Below are 17540 nucleotides of genomic sequence, written 5' to 3'. Positions count from 1 at the left end.
TGGATTGTCCGGGCGGGGACGCGGTTCCAGGAAATAGCTCCACCGTATAGACCGTACCCGAAACCGACACAGGTGGTCAGGTAGAGTATACCAAGGCGCTTGAGAGAACTATGTTGAAGGAACTCGGCAAATTGCACGCGTAACTTCGGAAGAAGCGTGACCCTTTTCTACGCAAGTAGGATGGGGTGGCACAGACCAGGGGGTAGCGACTGTTTATCAAAAACACAGGGCTCTGCGAAGTCGCAAGACGACGTATAGGGTCTGACGCCTGCCCGGTGCTGGAAGGTTAAGAGGAGGGGTGCAAGCTCTGAATCGAAGCCCCAGTAAACGGCGGCCGTAACTATAACGGTCCTAAGGTAGCGAAATTCCTTGTCGGGTAAGTTCCGACCTGCACGAATGGCGTAACGACTTCCCCGCTGTCTCCAACATAGACTCAGTGAAATTGAATTCCCCGTGAAGATGCGGGGTTCCTGCGGTCAGACGGAAAGACCCCGTGCACCTTTACTATAGCTTTACACTGGCATTCGTGTCGGCATGTGTAGGATAGGTGGTAGGCTTTGAAGCGGGGACGCCAGTTCTCGTGGAGCCATCCTTGAAATACCACCCTTATCGTCATGGATGTCTAACCGCGGTCCGTCATCCGGATCCGGGACAGTGTATGGTGGGTAGTTTGACTGGGGCGGTCGCCTCCGAAAGAGTAACGGAGGCGCGCGATGGTGGGCTCAGAGCGGTCGGAAATCGCTCGTCGAGTGCAATGGCATAAGCCCGCCTGACTGCGAGACTGACAAGTCGAGCAGAGACGAAAGTCGGTCATAGTGATCCGGTGGTCCCGCGTGGAAGGGCCATCGCTCAACGGATAAAAGGTACGCCGGGGATAACAGGCTGATGACCCCCAAGAGTCCATATCGACGGGGTTGTTTGGCACCTCGATGTCGGCTCATCGCATCCTGGGGCTGGAGCAGGTCCCAAGGGTTTGGCTGTTCGCCAATTAAAGCGGTACGTGAGCTGGGTTCAGAACGTCGTGAGACAGTTCGGTCCCTATCTGCCGTGGGTGTAGGAATATTGACAGGATCTGTCCCTAGTACGAGAGGACCGGGATGGACATATCTCTGGTGGACCTGTTGTCCTGCCAAGGGCATAGCAGGGTAGCTATATATGGAAGGGATAACCGCTGAAGGCATCTAAGCGGGAAACCCACCTGAAAACGAGTATTCCCTTGAGAACCGTGGAAGACGACCACGTTGATAGGCCGGGTGTGGAAGTGCGGCAACGCATGAAGCTTACCGGTACTAATCGTTCGATTGGCTTGATCGTTCCCATTGCTTATGCTCATCGAAGATGAGCATCGCAACTTTCTTTGTCCTCACGCGCGTAGCGCTGCGGACGGCGCGCGCCACAAGGCGCGACGCGCTCTGCGCTTGCGGCCTCACGGCCGGGGCGACAGACAGAAGACGTGTTCAAAACGAAGCAATCGCTTCACCAGCTTCTCAAAATCGGTTCGAGCCTGCAGCGCAGGCTCAATCTTGCGCTTTGCCGACCTGGTGGTTCTGGCGGGGTGGCTGCACCCGTTCCCATTCCGAACACGGCCGTGAAACGCCCCAGCGCCGATGGTACTTCGTCTTAAGACGCGGGAGAGTAGGTCGCTGCCAGGTCTGCAAAACGCAGGATAAACAAAACCGAACATCATCTCTCATAAGCCGGACAAACTCGGCGAGATTTTGCTTCGCAAAACTCGGACAAGATTTTGCTTCGCAAAACTCGGATAACGCGGGGTGGAGCAGCCCGGTAGCTCGTCAGGCTCATAACCTGAAGGCCGCAGGTTCAAATCCTGCCCCCGCAACCAAACACACACACATATACACGCCAAAAGGCCCGCAGCAGCGGGCCTTTTGGCGTTTGAGGGCCTCCCAGCGCCGATAGGGCGCCCGTTTTGCAGCGTCGTTTCCAGTCGATGTCCATCACCTTTCCTCCGCGCGCTGCAGCATCGCCATGGCGGTCTCGGCGTCGGTGATCATGATCGTGGGCAGCCTTGCCCGTGCTAGGGCCAGGAGAATGTCGTGCTTGTGCGAACCGCCCGAGGCAATGATGCGGCAGGGGATGCGGCGGTAGTCGTCGAACTCGGGCGAGAGCACCTGGCGGTTGAGCGGGTGATCGACGGGGTTGCCTTCGGCGTCGATATACCGGCCGAGGAGATCGCCGACCGCACCGCGGGCTATGAGTTCGCTCACCTTCGTCCCTTCCGGAAGGCCATAGCGCACCTGCAGGGAGTGCTGCGACATGTCGCCGGCGCTGAGATAGGATATGTCGACGTCGCAGATCTGGCGGAAGGTCTTGCGGAACACCGACTGCGCAATCAGGGCCTCGCGCGATTGCGGAGTTTCGGCATAGATAGGCGCGACGAAGTAGTGGCATTGCGCCTTCAGCACCTCCGCGAAGCCGCGGACGATCTCGAAGGTGTTGATCTCCGAACCATGCGTCAGCCCGCCCATCATCGATCGGACATCGATCCGGGGTTCGTTGGCGGGCGTCATATGCTGCATCGTCTCGCGTAAGGTCGCTCCCCAGCCAACTCCAATGGAGTGTGGTTTCCGCGTCTGGATCAGGCGATCGAGATAGGCGGCGGCGCCGCGCCCGATGACCGCGTGGAGAAGGCGCGGATCTGCCGGGGCGGGCATGACCACGGCATCATCCAATCTGAAACGGTCGCGCAGCCGCGATTCCAGCTCGACACTCTCGACAAGGGGTGAACTAAAGCTGATCCGGACGATGCCCTGCTCCAGCGCCGCGGCAAGAAGCTCGTTCACCCTCCGGCGTGTGAGATTCATGCGCTCGCCGATCTCGGCCTGCGTCAGTCCTTCCACGTGGTAGAGCCAAGCGGCCTTGGCCATCAGTTTCTGCTGCCCCATGCACCCCCCCCTGCAACGCTGCGCGTCTGTTAGACCGCATGTCATCCTTAATCGGGCAAGGCGACACGGAGAAGAGTTACATACGTCACATCAGTGTTACACATGTGAACTAATTGGCGTCTGACGACATTCGGTTGGACGCTTACCCCCAATGACTGCAGCTTCATTCATCATCGCTTTCCACTGCGCGCCGACAGGGCGCGGAGTTACGCAAGCGATGTCTCCTAGGGACCTCTGTCGGCAAGACCGTCCACAGTTTGGTCGTCGAGCCCCTGTCACGAAAGTTTCACCCAAACATCAGGAAGACGACGTCTGGCGGAACTACACCCGACGCTGAACAGCATCCGCGCGGGTGCTCGATTCCATCCAAAAGGAGAGTCTCATGCTTTCAATCAATCGGCGCGGCGCGCTGGGCCTCATGGGCGCGACTGCGGGCAGCTTGGTCCTGCCGCGCTTCGCGTTCAGCCAAGGCAAGCGCCCATCCGTCACCATCGCCGTGCAGAAGATCACCATCAATAATACGCTCGACGTCTGGAACGAGCAGTCGAATGTCGGTGAGCGCGTGTTCTTCCCAAACCTCTGGGAGGGTCTGATCCTGCGCGACTGGATGGGCAATCAGGGTCCGGTTCCCGGCCTTGCGACGGAATGGAAGCGTATCGACGACAAGACCCTCGAGCTCAAGCTGCGCCAGGGTGTGAAGTTCCACAATGGCGACGAGCTCACGGCCGACGACGTCGTGTTCAGCTTCTCCGCGCAGCGCGTGTTCGGGGACACCCAGCCCGCAGGCGGCAAGACGGTCTTCGAGGATGAGCACAAGCCGGCCACCGCCAAGGAACTGCCGGCAGTCGTGCCGGGCACCGGGCGCCGCCTCTGGCCGGCGCTTGCCGGCGTCGAGGCCGTCGACAAACATACCGTTCGCTTCCACAACGCGACGCCGGACGTCACCATCGAGGGCCGCCTTTATGCCTTCGGCAGCCAGATTGCCAACCGTCGCGCCTGGGACGAGGCGGCGACCTATATGGACTGGGCACGCAAGCCGATCACCACCGGCCCCTATATGGTCGGCGAACATAAACCGGACGTTTCCTTGACGCTCGTCGCCTTCGACGACTACTGGGGCGGCCGCCCGCCGCTGGAGCAGATTCGCTTCGTCGAGGTTCCGGAGGTTTCGTCGCGCGTCAACGGCCTGCTCTCCGGCGAATACGACTTCGCCTGCGACCTCCCGCCGGACCAGATCGCTGCGGTTCAGGCCGCACCCGGATATGAGGTCCAGGGCTCGACGATCCACAACCACCGCATTTCCGTCTTCAATGTCCAGAATCCGACGCTTCAGGACCCGCTCGTCCGCCGGGCGATGACCCATTCGATCGACCGCCAGGCGATCGTCGATGCGCTCTGGTCCGGTCAGACGACCGTGCCGGCCGGCCTGCAGTTCCCCTTCTACGGTGACATGTTCGTCGAAGGCTGGGCGGTTCCGGAATATAATCCGCAGCTCGCCAAGGATCTCCTGAAGCAGGCCAATTACAAGGGCGATGCGATCCCGTTCCGACTTCTCAACAATTACTACACGAACCAGACTGCGAACGGCCAGATCATGGTCGAGATGTGGAAGCAGGTCGGCCTCAATGTCGAAATCCAGATGAAGGAAAACTGGGGTCAGATCCACGACCCGTCCGGCGCGAAGGGCGTGCGCGACTGGTCGGCCGGCGCCGCCTTCAGCGATCCGGTCTCCTCGATCGTCGCCCAGTTCGGGCCTAACGGCGAGGTTCAGCAGAAGAAGGACTGGGCAAATGCCGAGGCCAACCAGATGGCCCAGATCCTCGAAACGGAAACCGATCATGCGAAACGCAAGAAGGCATTCGCCCGCATGCTCGAGATCTGCGAGCGCGAGGACCCGGTCTACCAGGTGCTTCACCAGAACGCGGTCTTCACCGGCATGAAGTCTTCGTTGAACTGGAAGGCGGCGCCCGCCTTCGCCATGGACTTCCGCGCCGCCAACTGGGCCAGCTGAATTCGACTACGCCGTGTTCCGGCAGCCCGGCGGCTGCCGGAATCCTTTGAGGACCGGGCGGCGATGCCGCGGTCAAAACACCGGGAATGAGAAATGGGCGCTGCCAAGCCGGATCTCGTAGCATTGCGGGACCTGAAGGTCGCTTTCGATGGCGTTCAGGTTCTGCATGGCATCGATCTCAATGTTGCCAAGGGAGAGGCTCTCGGCCTCGTCGGCGAGTCGGGATGCGGCAAGTCCGTGACCTGGCTCGCGGCGCTCGGGCTGCTTCCGGGCAAGGCGGCGGTCACGGGTTCGGTCCGGATCGACGGCCGGGAACTGTGCGGGGCACGCCGCGCCGCTCTCGAGGAGGTCCGCGGCGGGCGGATCGCAATGATTTTCCAGGACCCTTCGAGCTCTCTCAATCCCGTATTGCGCATCGGCCGCCAGATCGTCGAAGCGCTTTACATTCACCGCGGTCTTCGCGGAGATGCGGCGCGCGTCGAGGCCCTGCGGTTGATGGACATGGTCGGCATTCCCGATGCGGCGCGGCGCTTCGATCTTTATCCGCACGAATTTTCCGGTGGGCAGTGCCAGCGCCTGATGATCGCGATGGCGCTCGCGGGCGAGCCGGACCTGCTGATCGCCGACGAGCCGACCACGGCGCTCGACGCGACCATCCAGGCGCAGATCCTCGATCTTCTGAACACGCTTCGGGCAGAGACCGGCATGGCGCTCGTCTTCATCAGCCATGATCTGGGCGCGGTCTCGCAGGTTTGCGATCGCGTATGCGTCATGTATGCCGGCCGGATCGTCGAAGAGGGAAGCGTGGCGCAACTCTTCTCGGAGCCGCGGCATCCCTATACGCGGGGACTGTTCGATGCCATTCCGCGGATCGACGGGCCGCGCGACCGGCTGATCCCTATCCCGGGGACCGTACCGAACCCGAAACATCTGCCTGCGGGCTGTTCCTTCTCGCCCCGGTGCCCCCGCGCCGTCGATGCCTGCGGGAGCGACTACCCGCATCTCGAGCCCCAAGGCGACGGACGCCGCCTTGCCTGCATGCGCCCCGTGCCAGCGGTCACGCGCGGCGACGCTGAGAGAAGAGTTCCCGAAGGGCTGATGTCGTGACTGCGCTGATCGAAGCGGACGAACTCGTGCGCATCTACGAAGTCCGGCGCGGGCTCTTCGGCCGCCCAAGCCCGGTGCGCGCCGTCGACGGGATTTCGCTCGCGGTCATGCCCGGCGAGACGCTCGGAATCGTCGGCGAATCGGGGTCCGGCAAATCGACATTGGGGCGGATGCTTCTGGGGCTCGATCCGGCGCAGGCCGGCGAGGTGCGCTTCGAGGGAAGCCCTATGCCGAAATACGGTACGGCCGGATGGCGGGCGCTGCGCGCCAAGATGCAACTCGTCTACCAGGATCCGCTTGCGGCACTCGACCGGCGCCTGACGATTGCAGCGCAGATCGGCGAGCCGCTCGATATTCACCGGCTCGTCCCGAAAGAACACCAGGCCGCCCGCATTGCCGAACTGATGGCGGCTGTCGGGCTTCGCTCCGACCAGGCCGGGCGCTTCCCGCATGAGCTTTCCGGCGGCCAGCGGCAGCGGGCCGTCATCGCCCGCGCCCTTGCTTCGCGGCCGAAGCTCCTGGTCTGCGATGAGCCCGTCTCCGCCCTCGACGTTTCGATCCAGGCGCAGGTCGTCAACATGCTGCGCGATCTCCAGGAAAAGAACGGCATCGCCATGATCTTCATCAGCCACGATCTGAAGGTCGTGCGCAACATCGCCGACCGCGTTGCGGTGATGTATCTCGGCCGGATCGTCGAGGAGGCTTCTTCCGACGTGATCTTCCGGGCGCCGCAGCATCCCTATACGAAGGCGCTCGTCTCGAGCGTCCCGGTCCCGGGCAAGCCGCTCGAAGGCCGGGTGATCCTGCAGGGCGAACCGCCGAACCCGGCCGATCGTCCCTCGGGCTGCGCTTTCCATCCCCGCTGTCCCGTTGCGCGCGACATCTGCCGCACGAGCGTGCCTGCGCTTCGCCGGACCGGCAACGGCCGGACGGCGGCCTGTCATGCGGTGGCGGGCGAAACCGCGTCGGTCGAGACCCTTAGGAGACGGGCATGATCCGCTTCGTTCTCGTGCGTCTGATGCGCGCCGTGATTACGATCCTCGCCGTCGTGACCTTCGCTTTCGTCGTGCTGCGCATGTCGGGCGATCCGGCCCAGGTGATGCTCGGTCCCGATGTGCCTCAGGACGCCGTCGACGCGTTCCGCAAAACCTGGGGTCTCGACCAGCCGATCTGGGTACAATACCTCGCCTATATCAAGTCCATCTTCACCGGAGATTTCGGCGTGTCGATGCGCGACAAGGCCTCGGCGCTGCGACTGGTTCTGGAGCGGGTGCCCGCGACGCTGCAATTGACGCTTCCGGCGCTGATCCTGAAGCTGATGATCGGTATCCCCGCCGGCGTCTATGCCGCGCTCCACCGCCAGAGCTTCGCCGACCGCGGCGTGATCACGCTGGCGATCATCGGCTTTACCGTTCCGTCCTTCGTCATGGGCCTCGTGCTCGTACTGATCTTTTCGGTTCTTCTGGGCGTGCTGCCGTCCGGGGGCCAGGATACCTGGATGCACGGGATTCTGCCGACGATCACGATGAGCATCGGCGGGATCGGCATTCTTGCCCGTTTCTCGCGCAGCGCCATGATCGAAGTGCTTGGGCAGCCCTACATCCGCACGGCCTCGGCGAAGGGGCTGAAATGGCGCGACGTCATCTGGAGCCATGCGCTTCCCAACGCCGCAGTCCCGATCGTCACCATCGTCGGTTTCATGGTCGGGTCGCTGATCGCCGGCGCGGTCGTGGTGGAATCGATCTTCTCCTGGCCCGGCATCGGGCGGCTGCTGATCGTTTCGGTCAGCAATCGCGACCTCGCCGTCGTGCAGTGCATTCTGCTGATCATCGCCGCGGCAATGGTGATGTCGAACCTCGTCGTCGATCTGCTCTACGGCTGGCTCGACCCGCGGCTGCGTTCGCATGCCGGGCATTAGATCCAAGGAGATGCGCTATGGCTTCCGTTGATCTGGCAGAGAGATCGCCTCTTGCAGGATGGCTACGAGGCTCCCTTTCCTTCCTTCGGCGCAAATTGCCTCTTTCGGTGGCGTTCGGCTTCCTCTGGCTCGCAGCGATGATCGTCATCGCGCTTTTCGCCGGCTACCTGCGGCCCTATGACATCACGGCGATGGATCTGACGAGCCGGCTGTCGGGGCCCGGAACGCTGAAGCACTGGCTCGGCACCGACGAGCTCGGCCGGGACGTGCTGTCGCGGCTGATCCAGTCGATCCGCGTCTCGCTGATCATCGCCTTCAGTGCGACGGTGCTTTCAGCGGTCTTCGGCACGGCGCTCGGTTTCGCGGCAGCGCGGTTTCGGGGCTTGACCGAGCATCTGGTACTCGCGCTTGCCGATTTCCAGGCGGCCCTGCCGTTTCTCATCATGTCGCTCGCGGTGCTGGCCTTCTTCGGCTCCTCCATGGTGCTGCTCGTCTGTCTCATGGGCTTCTACGGCTGGGAACGCTACGCGCGCATCGCCCGCGGCCTGGCGATCTCGGCCGGGGCGCAGGGCTATGCTGCCGCGGTGGTGCAACTCGGCGCCACTCCGGCGCGGGTCTATCTCCGCCATATCCTGCCCAATGTCGCATCGACGCTGATCGTGTCGATGACGCTGACGTTTCCGGAGATCATCCTGATGGAAAGCGGGCTGTCATTCCTAGGTCTCGGCGTGCAGCCGCCGGAAACGAGCCTCGGCAACATGGTCGGCTTCGGGCGCGAATATCTGACCCGCGCTCCCTGGATCATGCTCGCTCCGGCCGCCGTCATCATGCTCACGACCCTTTCCATCTCGCTTGTCGGCGACTGGCTTCGCGACAAGCTCGATCCCACCGTGCGTTGAGGACCAATCCCATGACGAAAATCATCGGCCACCGCGGCGCCCGCAATCTCTGGCCGGAAAACTCGCTGACGGGTTTCCGCAATGCGCTGCGGCTCGGCGTCGATGCCATCGAGTTCGACGTGCACTTGACCGATTCAGGAGAGTTGCTCGTCATTCACGACGCCGCGCTCGACAGGACCGTACACGCGACCGGACCGGTGCGCCGGCTTTCTCCCGAGGGGCGGCTCGCGACGCGGTTGCGCGATACGGACGAGAGCATCCCGACATTGAGCGACGTGCTGGGCATGCTTGCGGCCAGGGACGGACTTCACTTGCACGTCGAGATCAAGTCCGACGAAACGGGAACGCCTTACCCCGGTATCGCCGCGCGAGTAGCGGAGGAACTGCGGCGCTTCGGCGTCGACCACCGCTCCCATCTCACGTCTTTCGATATATCGGTCCTCGAGGAGTGCCGCCTCCATGCGCCGCATGTCGGGCGTCTCGTCTCCGTCAATGCCGACTGGGCGGCGCGGCAAGGCGGTCTCTCTGCCTTTCTCCCGGCCGCCGACGACCTCGTGGACATCGTAGCGATCCACCATGAACTGATGGCGGACGAGTGGGAACTCATCCGTAGCTCGGTGCCTTTGGAGCGGCTTTGCGTATGGACCCTCAACGAGGAAGCGGGCATCCGCCGCTGGCTCGAAAGGGGAATCGGGCATCTGACCTCGGACAGTCCCGATCTGGCGCTCGGCCTCCGTGACGCCGAAGTCGCATCAATGCGCTTACAGGAAAAGTTATAGCGGTTTCCGACCGGAAACGCGTATTTTCTAGTCCGGTCGTAGCCGGTCATCTCAATGGGGACAATCAATGAGCAATATCATCGCAACGGGCTTTAGTTCGGGTTCCGTCGACGGCGAACTGGAGAGCCTCGAGGCCGACCTGCGCCGACTGAGGGAACTCGGCGTCGACACGGTCGAGCTTGGCCTGACCAGCATCGACCTCATCGCCGGCGGAAGACTGATCAAGGAGCGCGTGGAGCGGCTTGTGGCGCTGACCCGCCAGTTTCCCTTTCGCTACACGGTTCACGGCCTCGTTTCCTCGAACTTCATGGATCCGGCAACCGCGGGCTATCAGCTGGAGGCGGCAAAGGCGCTGGTCGAGATCTGCGATCGCATCGGCGCCGGCATCATCGTTCAGCACGGCGGTCACCTGCGCGCCGAGCAGCTTTTCGAGCGGGCGGAGGCAGACCGGCGCGAGCGTGACGCTTTGTTCGAGCTCGCGGAATTCGCACGCCCCTACGGCGTGCGCATCGCGCTCGAGAATATCTTTTCAACAGCGCCGGGGCAGTATCGCCAGACGCCGGCCGAAATCGCCGAGACGGTGAGGGCCGTCGACCATTCCAATCTGGTGGCGCTGATCGACTTCAGTCATGCCTATATCGAGTCCACCTATCGCGGCTTGAATTTTCGCGAGCAGATCCGCGCCATGGCGCCCGTTGCCGGGCACCTCCACGTCCACGATTCCTTCGGCCGCCCGCAGGCCTTTTATCAGGCGTTCTATCCGCAGGAGGCGACGGCACTCGGTATCGGCGACCTGCACATGCCGCTCGGCTGGGGCGACATCGACTGGGAAGATATTTTCGGTGAACTGGATTTCCTGCCCGAGACAGTGCTGATGATGGAGATCGGGCCGCGCTATCGCAATGAGCAGGCCGAATGCCTGAAGCGTGCTCAAGGGCTGATGCTGCTCAATGGCGGCCGCACCGCAACGGCTGCCGAGTGATCGCGATCTGAAGTTGTCATTGCTGCGAAGGCGGGGCTCTGGCGGATGCCGGGCTCCGCCTTTCCGCGTCCAGCCCTTGGCGCGCTTTCAGGATAGTGTGTAGAGCCTGGCTCCACGCCGTCGCGTTGAACGCCGCCTTATTCCTTCGCACTCCGGCCGAGTCCATCACCGATTCGCATAGTCTCATCATTTCGTTTCATGGCCGCGTGCGCCATGCGGCCTTGACACCGCGTCAGTAGGATTTACTAATTCAGTTGTCAGACATCTTATAACTGGGAGCACGCTGCATGTTCCGTGGATCATGCAGCAAGTCGAAGTGCTACAGCGACCATTGCGCGCCTTGCGAGAGACGCGACGCTGGAGGGCTGGCTTATCGAAGAGGAGGATTGCGTGAAAGGACTGTTTGCAAAGCTCGCTATCGGCGTTGCCGCACTGGCGTTCGTAACCGCCGCACAGGCGGGTGAGACGCTCGACCGGGTCATGGGTAAGAAGGCCATGGTGGTCGCCACCAACAGCGGCTGGCCGCCCCAGAGCTATCTGGACGACAGCAACGAGCTGGTCGGTTTCGACATCGACGTCTCCAAGGAGATCGCCAAGCGTCTTGGCGTCGAAGTGAGTTTCGAAACGCCCGACTGGGCGACGTTGACCGGCGGCCGTTGGCAAGGGCGCTACGATCTGGGTGTTGGCTCCGTCACCCCGACCAAGGCGCGTGCCCAGGTCATCGATTTCGCCGGCATCTATTACTTCAGCCCCTATGTTTACGTGCTGCACAAGGACAGCCAGGCGAAATCCGTCGCGGACCTGAACGGCAAGATCATCGGGGTCGAAACGGCGACCACGTCGGAAGATTTCATCCGCCGCCAGCTGGAGATCGATGCGCCGGGCCTGCCGCCGATCGAATATAAGATCGAGCCGGGCGAGATCCGCACCTTCGCCGATTCCATGCTGCCCTTCGACGATTTGCGCCTTGGCGACGGGGTGCGCCTCGATGCGGTCATCGCGCCGGAGCAGACCGCGCTCAACGCGGTGAAGAACGGCTATCCGCTGCGCGTCCTCGAGGGCGAGTATGCCTTCAGGGAGCCGCTTGTGGTCATCGCCGAAAAAGTCGATCCGGACTGGACGAAGAAGGTGGGTTCCATCATCGACGAGATGAAGAAGGACGGCACGCTCGCGACGCTGACCACCAAGTGGTACGGCAAGGACTACAGCGCCGACTGAACCGATACCTACGGGGGGCGGCTCGCCGCCCCTCCGCTTGCCACCGCGGTCGACGGGCGAGAGAAAATGTCCTATCCCAATACCTATTACAAGCAGACAATAGCCGAAACGAATGTCAGACCGCCCCTCTCCGGGACGGTCGAATGCGATACCGTGGTCATCGGCGGCGGGCTCGCCGGTCTGACGACGGCGTTGCAGCTGGCGCGCGCCGGGCAATCGGTGGTCGTTCTCGAAGCGGAAAGCGTAGGCTTCGGGGCGTCCGGCCGCAATGGCGGTTTCGTCAGCCCGGGTTTTGCCACCGGCAGCGACAACATCGCCCGCATGGCCGGGACCGAGGCGGCGCGGCAGATACACCGGCTTTCGATCGAAGGCGTCGAATTCGTCCGCGAGACGATCGAGGCGCTGAAAATCGACGGCGCACGGCCCCAGCCCGGCATCACGAGCGTGTTGCGCTACGACGACGGAGGCAGCCTGAAAGCGCATGCCGACGAGATGAGGCGCATCTACGGCTATGAGCTCGACTATCTCTCCACCGGCGAAGTCCGTTCGGTGCTGAAGTCGAATCGATATTTCCACGCCTTGCGCGACCCCAAAGCCTTCCACATGCATCCGCTCAACTATCTTCGCGGACTGGCGCGCGAGATCGAACGGCTGGGCGGACGGATCTATGAAGGTTCGGCGGCGACCGGGAGCGTGCTCGACGGTGCCGAGAAGACCGTGTCCACGTCTGGCGGCCGTGTCAGAGCGCGTCATGTCGTGTTCACCACCGGCGGCTATACGGGCCCCCTGAACGGGCGGCTGAAACGTTCGTTCCTGCCGATCGCGACCTATGTCATGCTGAGCGAGGAAGCGCCGGAACTCATTCGTACCGCCATCGCCACCACGGACGCGATCGGCGACAACCGCCGCGCCGGCGACTACTACCGCCTGGTCGAGGGCGGGAAGCGCCTGCTTTGGGGCGGGCGCATCACCACCCGTGCGGCCTCACCGGCAGCCTTGGCCGGGGAACTCCGGCGCGAAATGGTCGGGACCTATCCGCAGCTCAAGGATCTGAAGACCGAGCTCGCCTGGTCGGGACTGATGTCCTACGCGCGCCACCTCATGCCACAGATCGGCGAGATGCAACCCGGCGTATGGCATTGCACGGCCTTTGGCGGCCATGGGCTGAACACGACCGCCATCGGCGGGAAGCTGGTGGCCGAAGGCATCCTTGGTCAGTCCGACCGCTACAAGCTGTTCAAGCCATTCGGGCTCGTCTGGGCCGGCGGCTATGCCGGTCTGGCGGTAGCCCAGCTCACCTACTGGAAACTGCAAGCTCAAGACTGGTGGCGCGAGCGCGCGGCCTGAATGCCGGAGAGAACCAAATGATCGGTCGTATGATTCTGACTTATCCGGATGCAGCGCGGCGCACCGGGACGTTTCTCCTGCTCGCGCTGATAACCCTGACGGTCTACAGCCTGGGTGTCAGCCCGGCCTGGATCGGCCTTGTTCTGCCGACGAGCTCGGAGTGGCTGGCCGCCAATCCCGCGCTCGGACGACTGGTCGGCGCGGTGATGATCGCGGTGATAGCGGCGCTGAACTGGAAGGCCCTGCGGCAGCTGCCTCGCCGCTGGCAGGTGGCCGGCGTCTGGCTGGAGCTCTTCGCGCTCCTGATGCTCTTCTTCTATTCCTTCAATCTTTCCTTTGCCTTCATCGCCAAGAAGATCAGCTTCCTGATCTCGCAGGGCGTCGTCACCACGCTCTACATTTCGGTGATCTCGATCGCTGTCGCGACCGTCATCGCGCTTGTGGGCGCAATTGCGAAACTGTCGAAGAACGGTGTGATCTACGGTCTCGCCACCTTCTACACGTCGCTCTTTCGCGGCCTGCCGCTCCTGATGCAGATCTATATCATCTATCTCGGTCTGCCGCAGGTGGGTTACGTCATCAGCGCCGTGCCGGCCGGCATCCTTGCGCTCTCGCTCTGCTACGGCGCTTATATGACCGAAATCTTCCGGGCGGGGATCGAGAGCATTCCGCGGGGGCAGACGGAAGGTGCGACCGCGCTCGGCCTGAGCCCGAGCCAGACGATGGGGCTGGTGATCCTCCCGCAGGCGATGCGTGTGATCATTCCGCCGACCGGAAACCAGTTCATCGCGATGCTGAAGGATTCCTCGCTGATCTCCGTCGTCGGCGTCTGGGAACTGATGTATCTCGCCCGCACCCAGGGACAGACCGAGTTCCGTCACATCGAAATGCTGATCACGGCCTCCATGATCTACTGGATCCTTTCGATCGGCCTCGAATATATGCAGTCCCGTGTCGAGGCACGGTTCGGACGCTTCAATGTCCGTTGACGCGACTGTCGCGCCGGCCGCGGGCGGCATGCCGCGCAACCTGCGCGCTGCCGCCCTGGGCTTCCTGGCCTTCGCCGTGTTTTCGGGCACGGATGTGCTGGTGAAGCTTCTCGCAGAGCGCTTCGAGGTGCCGCAGGTGACCTTCATGGTGACGCTTGCAGCGCTCGCGATGCTTGCCGTCTACGCCGGTGTCACCGGCACAACGGCGTCGCTCAGGCCGCGTCATCCGGGGCTCGCGCTCCTGAGGGCGTTCCTGCTCGCCGTCGATACGCTTCTGATCCACTACGCATTTTCGGTGCTGCCGCTGTCGGAAGCCTATCTGCTCGCCTTCCTCACTCCGATTCTTGTGGCGGTGCTGGCCTTCGCCCTGCTTGCGGAACGCCTGTCCATGCTTGCCTGGTGTGGCGTGGTCGTCGGCTTCCTCGGTGTTGCGGTTGCGCTCAGGCCGGGGATCGCCCCGCTCAATCTCGGTCACGCCGCGGCGGCGGGGTCGGCTCTCGTCTTCGCGCTCTCGCTCGTGCTGCTGCGCCGCGCCAAGGCGACGGAGAGCGACCTTGCCCTCGTCTCCACGCTGCTCGTGGTGCTCGCCGCGGTCGCGCTGGCCGTTGCGTCGATCGGCGGCGGACTGGCGCCGGTCGGGCCGGGCGATCTGCTGATAGCCTTCTTCGCCGGCCTCTTCATGCTCGGCGGTCATCTGCTGCTGGTGCGCGCCTTCCGCATGGGCGACGCCTCGGTGGTTGCGCCTTTCCAATACAGCCAGATCGTCTGGGGCTGCCTCTACGGGGCGCTGTTCTTTGCCGCCCCCATCGAACTGCACACGGTCGCAGGCGCGCTCGTCATCGTGCTTTCCGGCTGGCTCGTCCTGAAATAATCCTGGAGACAACAATGCCAACATCGATCGACATCGCTTCGCCGGAGATCACGCTCAGCGGCGTACACAAGTGGTACGGCCAGTATCATGCCCTTGACGATATCAACCTGTCCATCGCGCCGCGGGAGAAGGTCGTCATCTGCGGACCCTCCGGTTCCGGCAAGTCGACGCTGATCCGCTGCGTCAACCGGCTCGAGGCGCATCAGCAGGGCCGCATCGTCGTCGGCGGCGTCGAAGTCGGCGAGGATGAGCGCAAGGTGGATGCCATCAGGCGCGAAGTGGGAATGGTGTTTCAGCAGTTCAATCTCTTCCCGCACCTGACGATCCTCGAAAACTGCATTCTGGCGCCGATGTGGGTCAAGCGCATGCCGCGCGCCCAGGCGACGGAGATCGCGATGGACTATCTCAATCGCGTGCGCATTCCGGAGCAGGCGAACAAATATCCGGGCCAGCTTTCGGGCGGACAGCAGCAGCGCGTGGCGATCGCGCGGGCGCTCTGCATGAATCCGAAGGTCATGCTCTTCGACGAGCCGACCTCTGCACTCGACCCTGAAATGGTCAAGGAAGTGCTGGACACCATGGTGGCGCTCGCAAACGACGGCATGACGATGGTCTGCGTCACCCACGAAATGGGCTTCGCACGCCAGGTCGCCGATCGGGTGATCTTCATGGACCAGGGCCGCATTGTCGAAGAGGGCGAACCGGACGAATTCTTCGCGCATCCGAAGACGGATCGGGCGAGCCTGTTCCTCAGCCAGCTCCTGCACTGATGCATATGGCAGGATTTGTGCGCACCCATCGCTGCTCGGGCAAGCTTTCACCGAGGCAGGCACTGGCTGGCGATACCGATCATATGAAGTTGCGGAGCGCGTCGCCTTCCATTATTGTAGGCAATATAACTACTGATGAGGTATTGCCGTGGAAGAAGCCGTTTCGGCAGCGGATGCCAACCGCAAGTTTTCTCTTATCCTGCGCAGCGTGCGGGAGGGGCACAGCTATGTCGTGACGAGCCACGGACGGCCTGTCGCGCGCATCGTTCCCGCTGCCAAAAGCGATAACGCGGTTTCCGGTGCGCGAACAGCGCTGCTGTCGCGCCTCGAACGTCAGCCCGCCGTGATTGCCGGGCGCTGGACCCGCGATGAGCTTTACGAGGACGAGCGGTGAGGGTCGCGCTCGACACCAACGTCCTCGCCTATGCGGAGGGCGTCAACGGTATCGAGAAGCGGGATATCGTTCTGGAACTGGTGCGCAATCTGCCGCAGGAGGCTGCCGTCATTCCCGTTCAGGTGCTTGGAGAACTGTTCAATGTTCTCGTGCGCAAGGCAGGAAGGTCACGGGCCGACGCCCGCGAGGCCATTCTAGGCTGGCGAGACGCCTTTTCGATCGTCGGGACCTCGCCCGAAATCATGGTGGCGGCGGCCGACCTCGCAACCGATCATCATTTCGGCATCTGGGATGCGGTGATCCTTTCCGCCGCCTCGCAGGCCGGTTGCCGGCTGCTGCTGTCCGAAGACCTTCAGGATGGCTTCACATCGGGCGGCGTAACAGTCGTCAATCCCTTTGCGTCTCCGCGTCATACGTTGCTGGAGTCATTGTTGGGAGGGGGCGAGGCATAGGAGTAATCCGTCCCATTCGCCGCGCCGTCAGATCGACTGCGGTTCCTGCGGAAAGCCGCCGACATGCGTGCATGTATCCGCGGCCAGGTCCCTGCCGGCCTCGAGGCATGCGGCAAGGGCGCGCCCTTCCAAGCGGGCGGCGATGAAGCCGGCGATGAAGCTGTCGCCGGCGCCGGTCGTGTCGACGACTTCGACCGCACGAATGCCCGCGGACGCAACCTCGGCGCCGTCGCTCGCGAGCGAGCCGAGCGCACCACGCGTGACCACCGCGAGGCGGGCTCCGCGCGCGAGAAATTCGCCGGTCAGCCTCTCTGCACTCGTTTCGTCCTCGCCGGCCGATCCGAAGGCGATCGAAAGGCCGTCGACTTCGAGATCTGCGGCTGCCGCATTGACCGAGACGTCCTGGGAGACGCTGACGCCTGCGGCAGATAGCGCACGGCGCAACAGGCCGCCGTCGTCCAGCCAGCCGATATGCACATGGTCCATGGTCTTCAGCAGCTCGATCTCGCCGGCATCGGGGCGGTATCCGGCGCAGGCCCCGAAGTCTTCATGGACGAAGATGCGGTCGCCGGCAGGCGTAACGTCGATATCTGTGTAGGCCGTGTTGGTGTCGCGCGCGAGCAGGTGATCGACATTGACGCCGTTTGCAAGCAGCAGGCGGCGAACCTGGGCGCCGTCGGAATCGCGGCCAACGGCGCCGAAATAGAAGGAGCCGTGGCCGAGCCTTGCAAGTTGAACGGCGACATTGATCGCGTTGCCGCCGACATAGGATTGGCGAAGTGGCGCGCGATAGCGGTCGATGCAATTGTCGCCGACTGCGGCAAATCGGAAGGAAGTCATGGCGATCTCTTGTCCTGCGGCGTCACGGCCGCGAATGCGGAAGCAATTGCGGCCGTG

General features: G+C 62.9%; 16 protein-coding genes, 1 tRNA gene and 2 rRNA genes (1 of these 19 cut by a window edge). 17 read left to right on the top strand and 2 right to left on the bottom strand.

Going from position 1 to position 17540, the window contains the following annotated elements; translation table 11 throughout:
* The 3 genes from PZL22_RS16435 to PZL22_RS16425 all read left to right on the top strand — a co-directional run.
* Positions 1-1314, top strand: a 23S ribosomal RNA gene (locus PZL22_RS16435); it begins 1492 nt to the left of the window's first position.
* 223 nt (positions 1315-1537) lie between these two features.
* A 5S ribosomal RNA gene (rrf, locus tag PZL22_RS16430) occupies positions 1538-1652 on the top strand.
* Positions 1653-1766: 114 nt separating this feature from the next.
* Positions 1767-1843, top strand: a tRNA-Met gene (locus PZL22_RS16425).
* A gap of 115 nt (positions 1844-1958) precedes the next feature.
* On the opposite strand, the gene PZL22_RS16420 is transcribed toward PZL22_RS16425, so the two are convergent.
* Complete coding sequence (locus PZL22_RS16420; protein ID WP_127516460.1) at positions 1959-2906, bottom strand: sugar-binding transcriptional regulator; 948 nt, start codon at positions 2904-2906, stop codon at positions 1959-1961.
* Between the two features lie 382 nt (positions 2907-3288).
* On the opposite strand from PZL22_RS16420, the gene PZL22_RS16415 reads away from it, so the two are divergent.
* The 14 genes from PZL22_RS16415 (at position 3289) to PZL22_RS16350 (ending at position 16643) form a co-directional block, all read left to right on the top strand.
* Entirely contained in the window at positions 3289-4917 is a 1629-nt protein-coding gene (locus PZL22_RS16415; RefSeq protein WP_003535739.1) for an ABC transporter substrate-binding protein, read from the top strand.
* Positions 4918-5010: 93 nt separating this feature from the next.
* On the top strand, positions 5011-6024 hold the full coding sequence (locus PZL22_RS16410) for an ABC transporter ATP-binding protein (RefSeq protein WP_003535737.1): 1014 nt from the start codon (positions 5011-5013) through the stop codon (positions 6022-6024).
* Positions 6021-7019, top strand: coding sequence for an ABC transporter ATP-binding protein (locus PZL22_RS16405; RefSeq protein WP_003535735.1), 999 nt, complete (start codon positions 6021-6023; stop codon positions 7017-7019). Before PZL22_RS16410 ends, PZL22_RS16405 begins: the two co-directional genes overlap by 4 nt.
* The gene (locus PZL22_RS16400; RefSeq protein WP_003535733.1) at positions 7016-7942 is read left to right on the top strand and encodes an ABC transporter permease; all 927 of its coding nucleotides are present in this window, start codon (positions 7016-7018) and stop codon (positions 7940-7942) included. The genes PZL22_RS16405 and PZL22_RS16400 overlap by 4 nt, the downstream gene beginning before the upstream one ends.
* A gap of 17 nt (positions 7943-7959) precedes the next feature.
* Positions 7960-8841, top strand: coding sequence for an ABC transporter permease (locus PZL22_RS16395; protein ID WP_003535731.1), 882 nt, complete (start codon positions 7960-7962; stop codon positions 8839-8841).
* 11 nt (positions 8842-8852) lie between these two features.
* Positions 8853-9620, top strand: a complete 768-nt coding sequence (locus PZL22_RS16390; protein WP_003535729.1) for a glycerophosphodiester phosphodiesterase family protein — start codon at positions 8853-8855, stop codon at positions 9618-9620.
* A 67-nt stretch (positions 9621-9687) separates the two neighbouring features.
* Positions 9688-10602 carry a TIM barrel protein gene (locus PZL22_RS16385; protein WP_003535727.1) on the top strand — a complete coding sequence of 305 codons (915 nt, stop codon included), beginning with the start codon at positions 9688-9690 and terminating at the stop codon, positions 10600-10602.
* A gap of 390 nt (positions 10603-10992) precedes the next feature.
* The gene (locus PZL22_RS16380; protein ID WP_010970318.1) at positions 10993-11820 is read left to right on the top strand and encodes a transporter substrate-binding domain-containing protein; all 828 of its coding nucleotides are present in this window, start codon (positions 10993-10995) and stop codon (positions 11818-11820) included.
* Between the two features lie 66 nt (positions 11821-11886).
* Positions 11887-13167 (top strand): NAD(P)/FAD-dependent oxidoreductase, encoded by a 1281-nt coding sequence (locus tag PZL22_RS16375; RefSeq protein WP_003535723.1) that lies wholly within the window; start codon positions 11887-11889, stop codon positions 13165-13167.
* 17 nt (positions 13168-13184) lie between these two features.
* A complete protein-coding gene (locus tag PZL22_RS16370; RefSeq protein WP_028004499.1) occupies positions 13185-14156 on the top strand; it encodes an amino acid ABC transporter permease in 972 nt (323 codons plus the stop codon).
* A complete protein-coding gene (locus PZL22_RS16365) occupies positions 14146-15027 on the top strand; it encodes a DMT family transporter (RefSeq protein WP_003535714.1) in 882 nt (293 codons plus the stop codon). The genes PZL22_RS16370 and PZL22_RS16365 overlap by 11 nt, the downstream gene beginning before the upstream one ends.
* A gap of 14 nt (positions 15028-15041) precedes the next feature.
* On the top strand, positions 15042-15797 hold the full coding sequence (locus PZL22_RS16360) for an amino acid ABC transporter ATP-binding protein (RefSeq protein ID WP_003535712.1): 756 nt from the start codon (positions 15042-15044) through the stop codon (positions 15795-15797).
* A 148-nt stretch (positions 15798-15945) separates the two neighbouring features.
* Positions 15946-16191: a type II toxin-antitoxin system Phd/YefM family antitoxin gene (locus PZL22_RS16355; RefSeq protein WP_003535711.1), complete on the top strand. Its 246-nt coding sequence runs from the start codon at positions 15946-15948 to the stop codon at positions 16189-16191.
* The gene (locus tag PZL22_RS16350; RefSeq protein ID WP_003535709.1) at positions 16188-16643 is read left to right on the top strand and encodes a PIN domain-containing protein; all 456 of its coding nucleotides are present in this window, start codon (positions 16188-16190) and stop codon (positions 16641-16643) included. The genes PZL22_RS16355 and PZL22_RS16350 overlap by 4 nt, the downstream gene beginning before the upstream one ends.
* Before the next feature lie 27 nt (positions 16644-16670).
* On the opposite strand, the gene PZL22_RS16345 is transcribed toward PZL22_RS16350, so the two are convergent.
* Entirely contained in the window at positions 16671-17483 is an 813-nt protein-coding gene (locus PZL22_RS16345) for a fructoselysine 6-kinase (RefSeq protein ID WP_003535707.1), read from the bottom strand.
* Positions 17484-17540: the final 57 nt, after the last annotated feature.

This window comes from Ensifer meliloti (assembly GCF_030064585.1).
In the GTDB taxonomy this organism is placed as follows: domain Bacteria; phylum Pseudomonadota; class Alphaproteobacteria; order Rhizobiales; family Rhizobiaceae; genus Sinorhizobium; species Sinorhizobium meliloti.
This window is presented reverse-complemented; position numbering and strand designations above follow the sequence as displayed.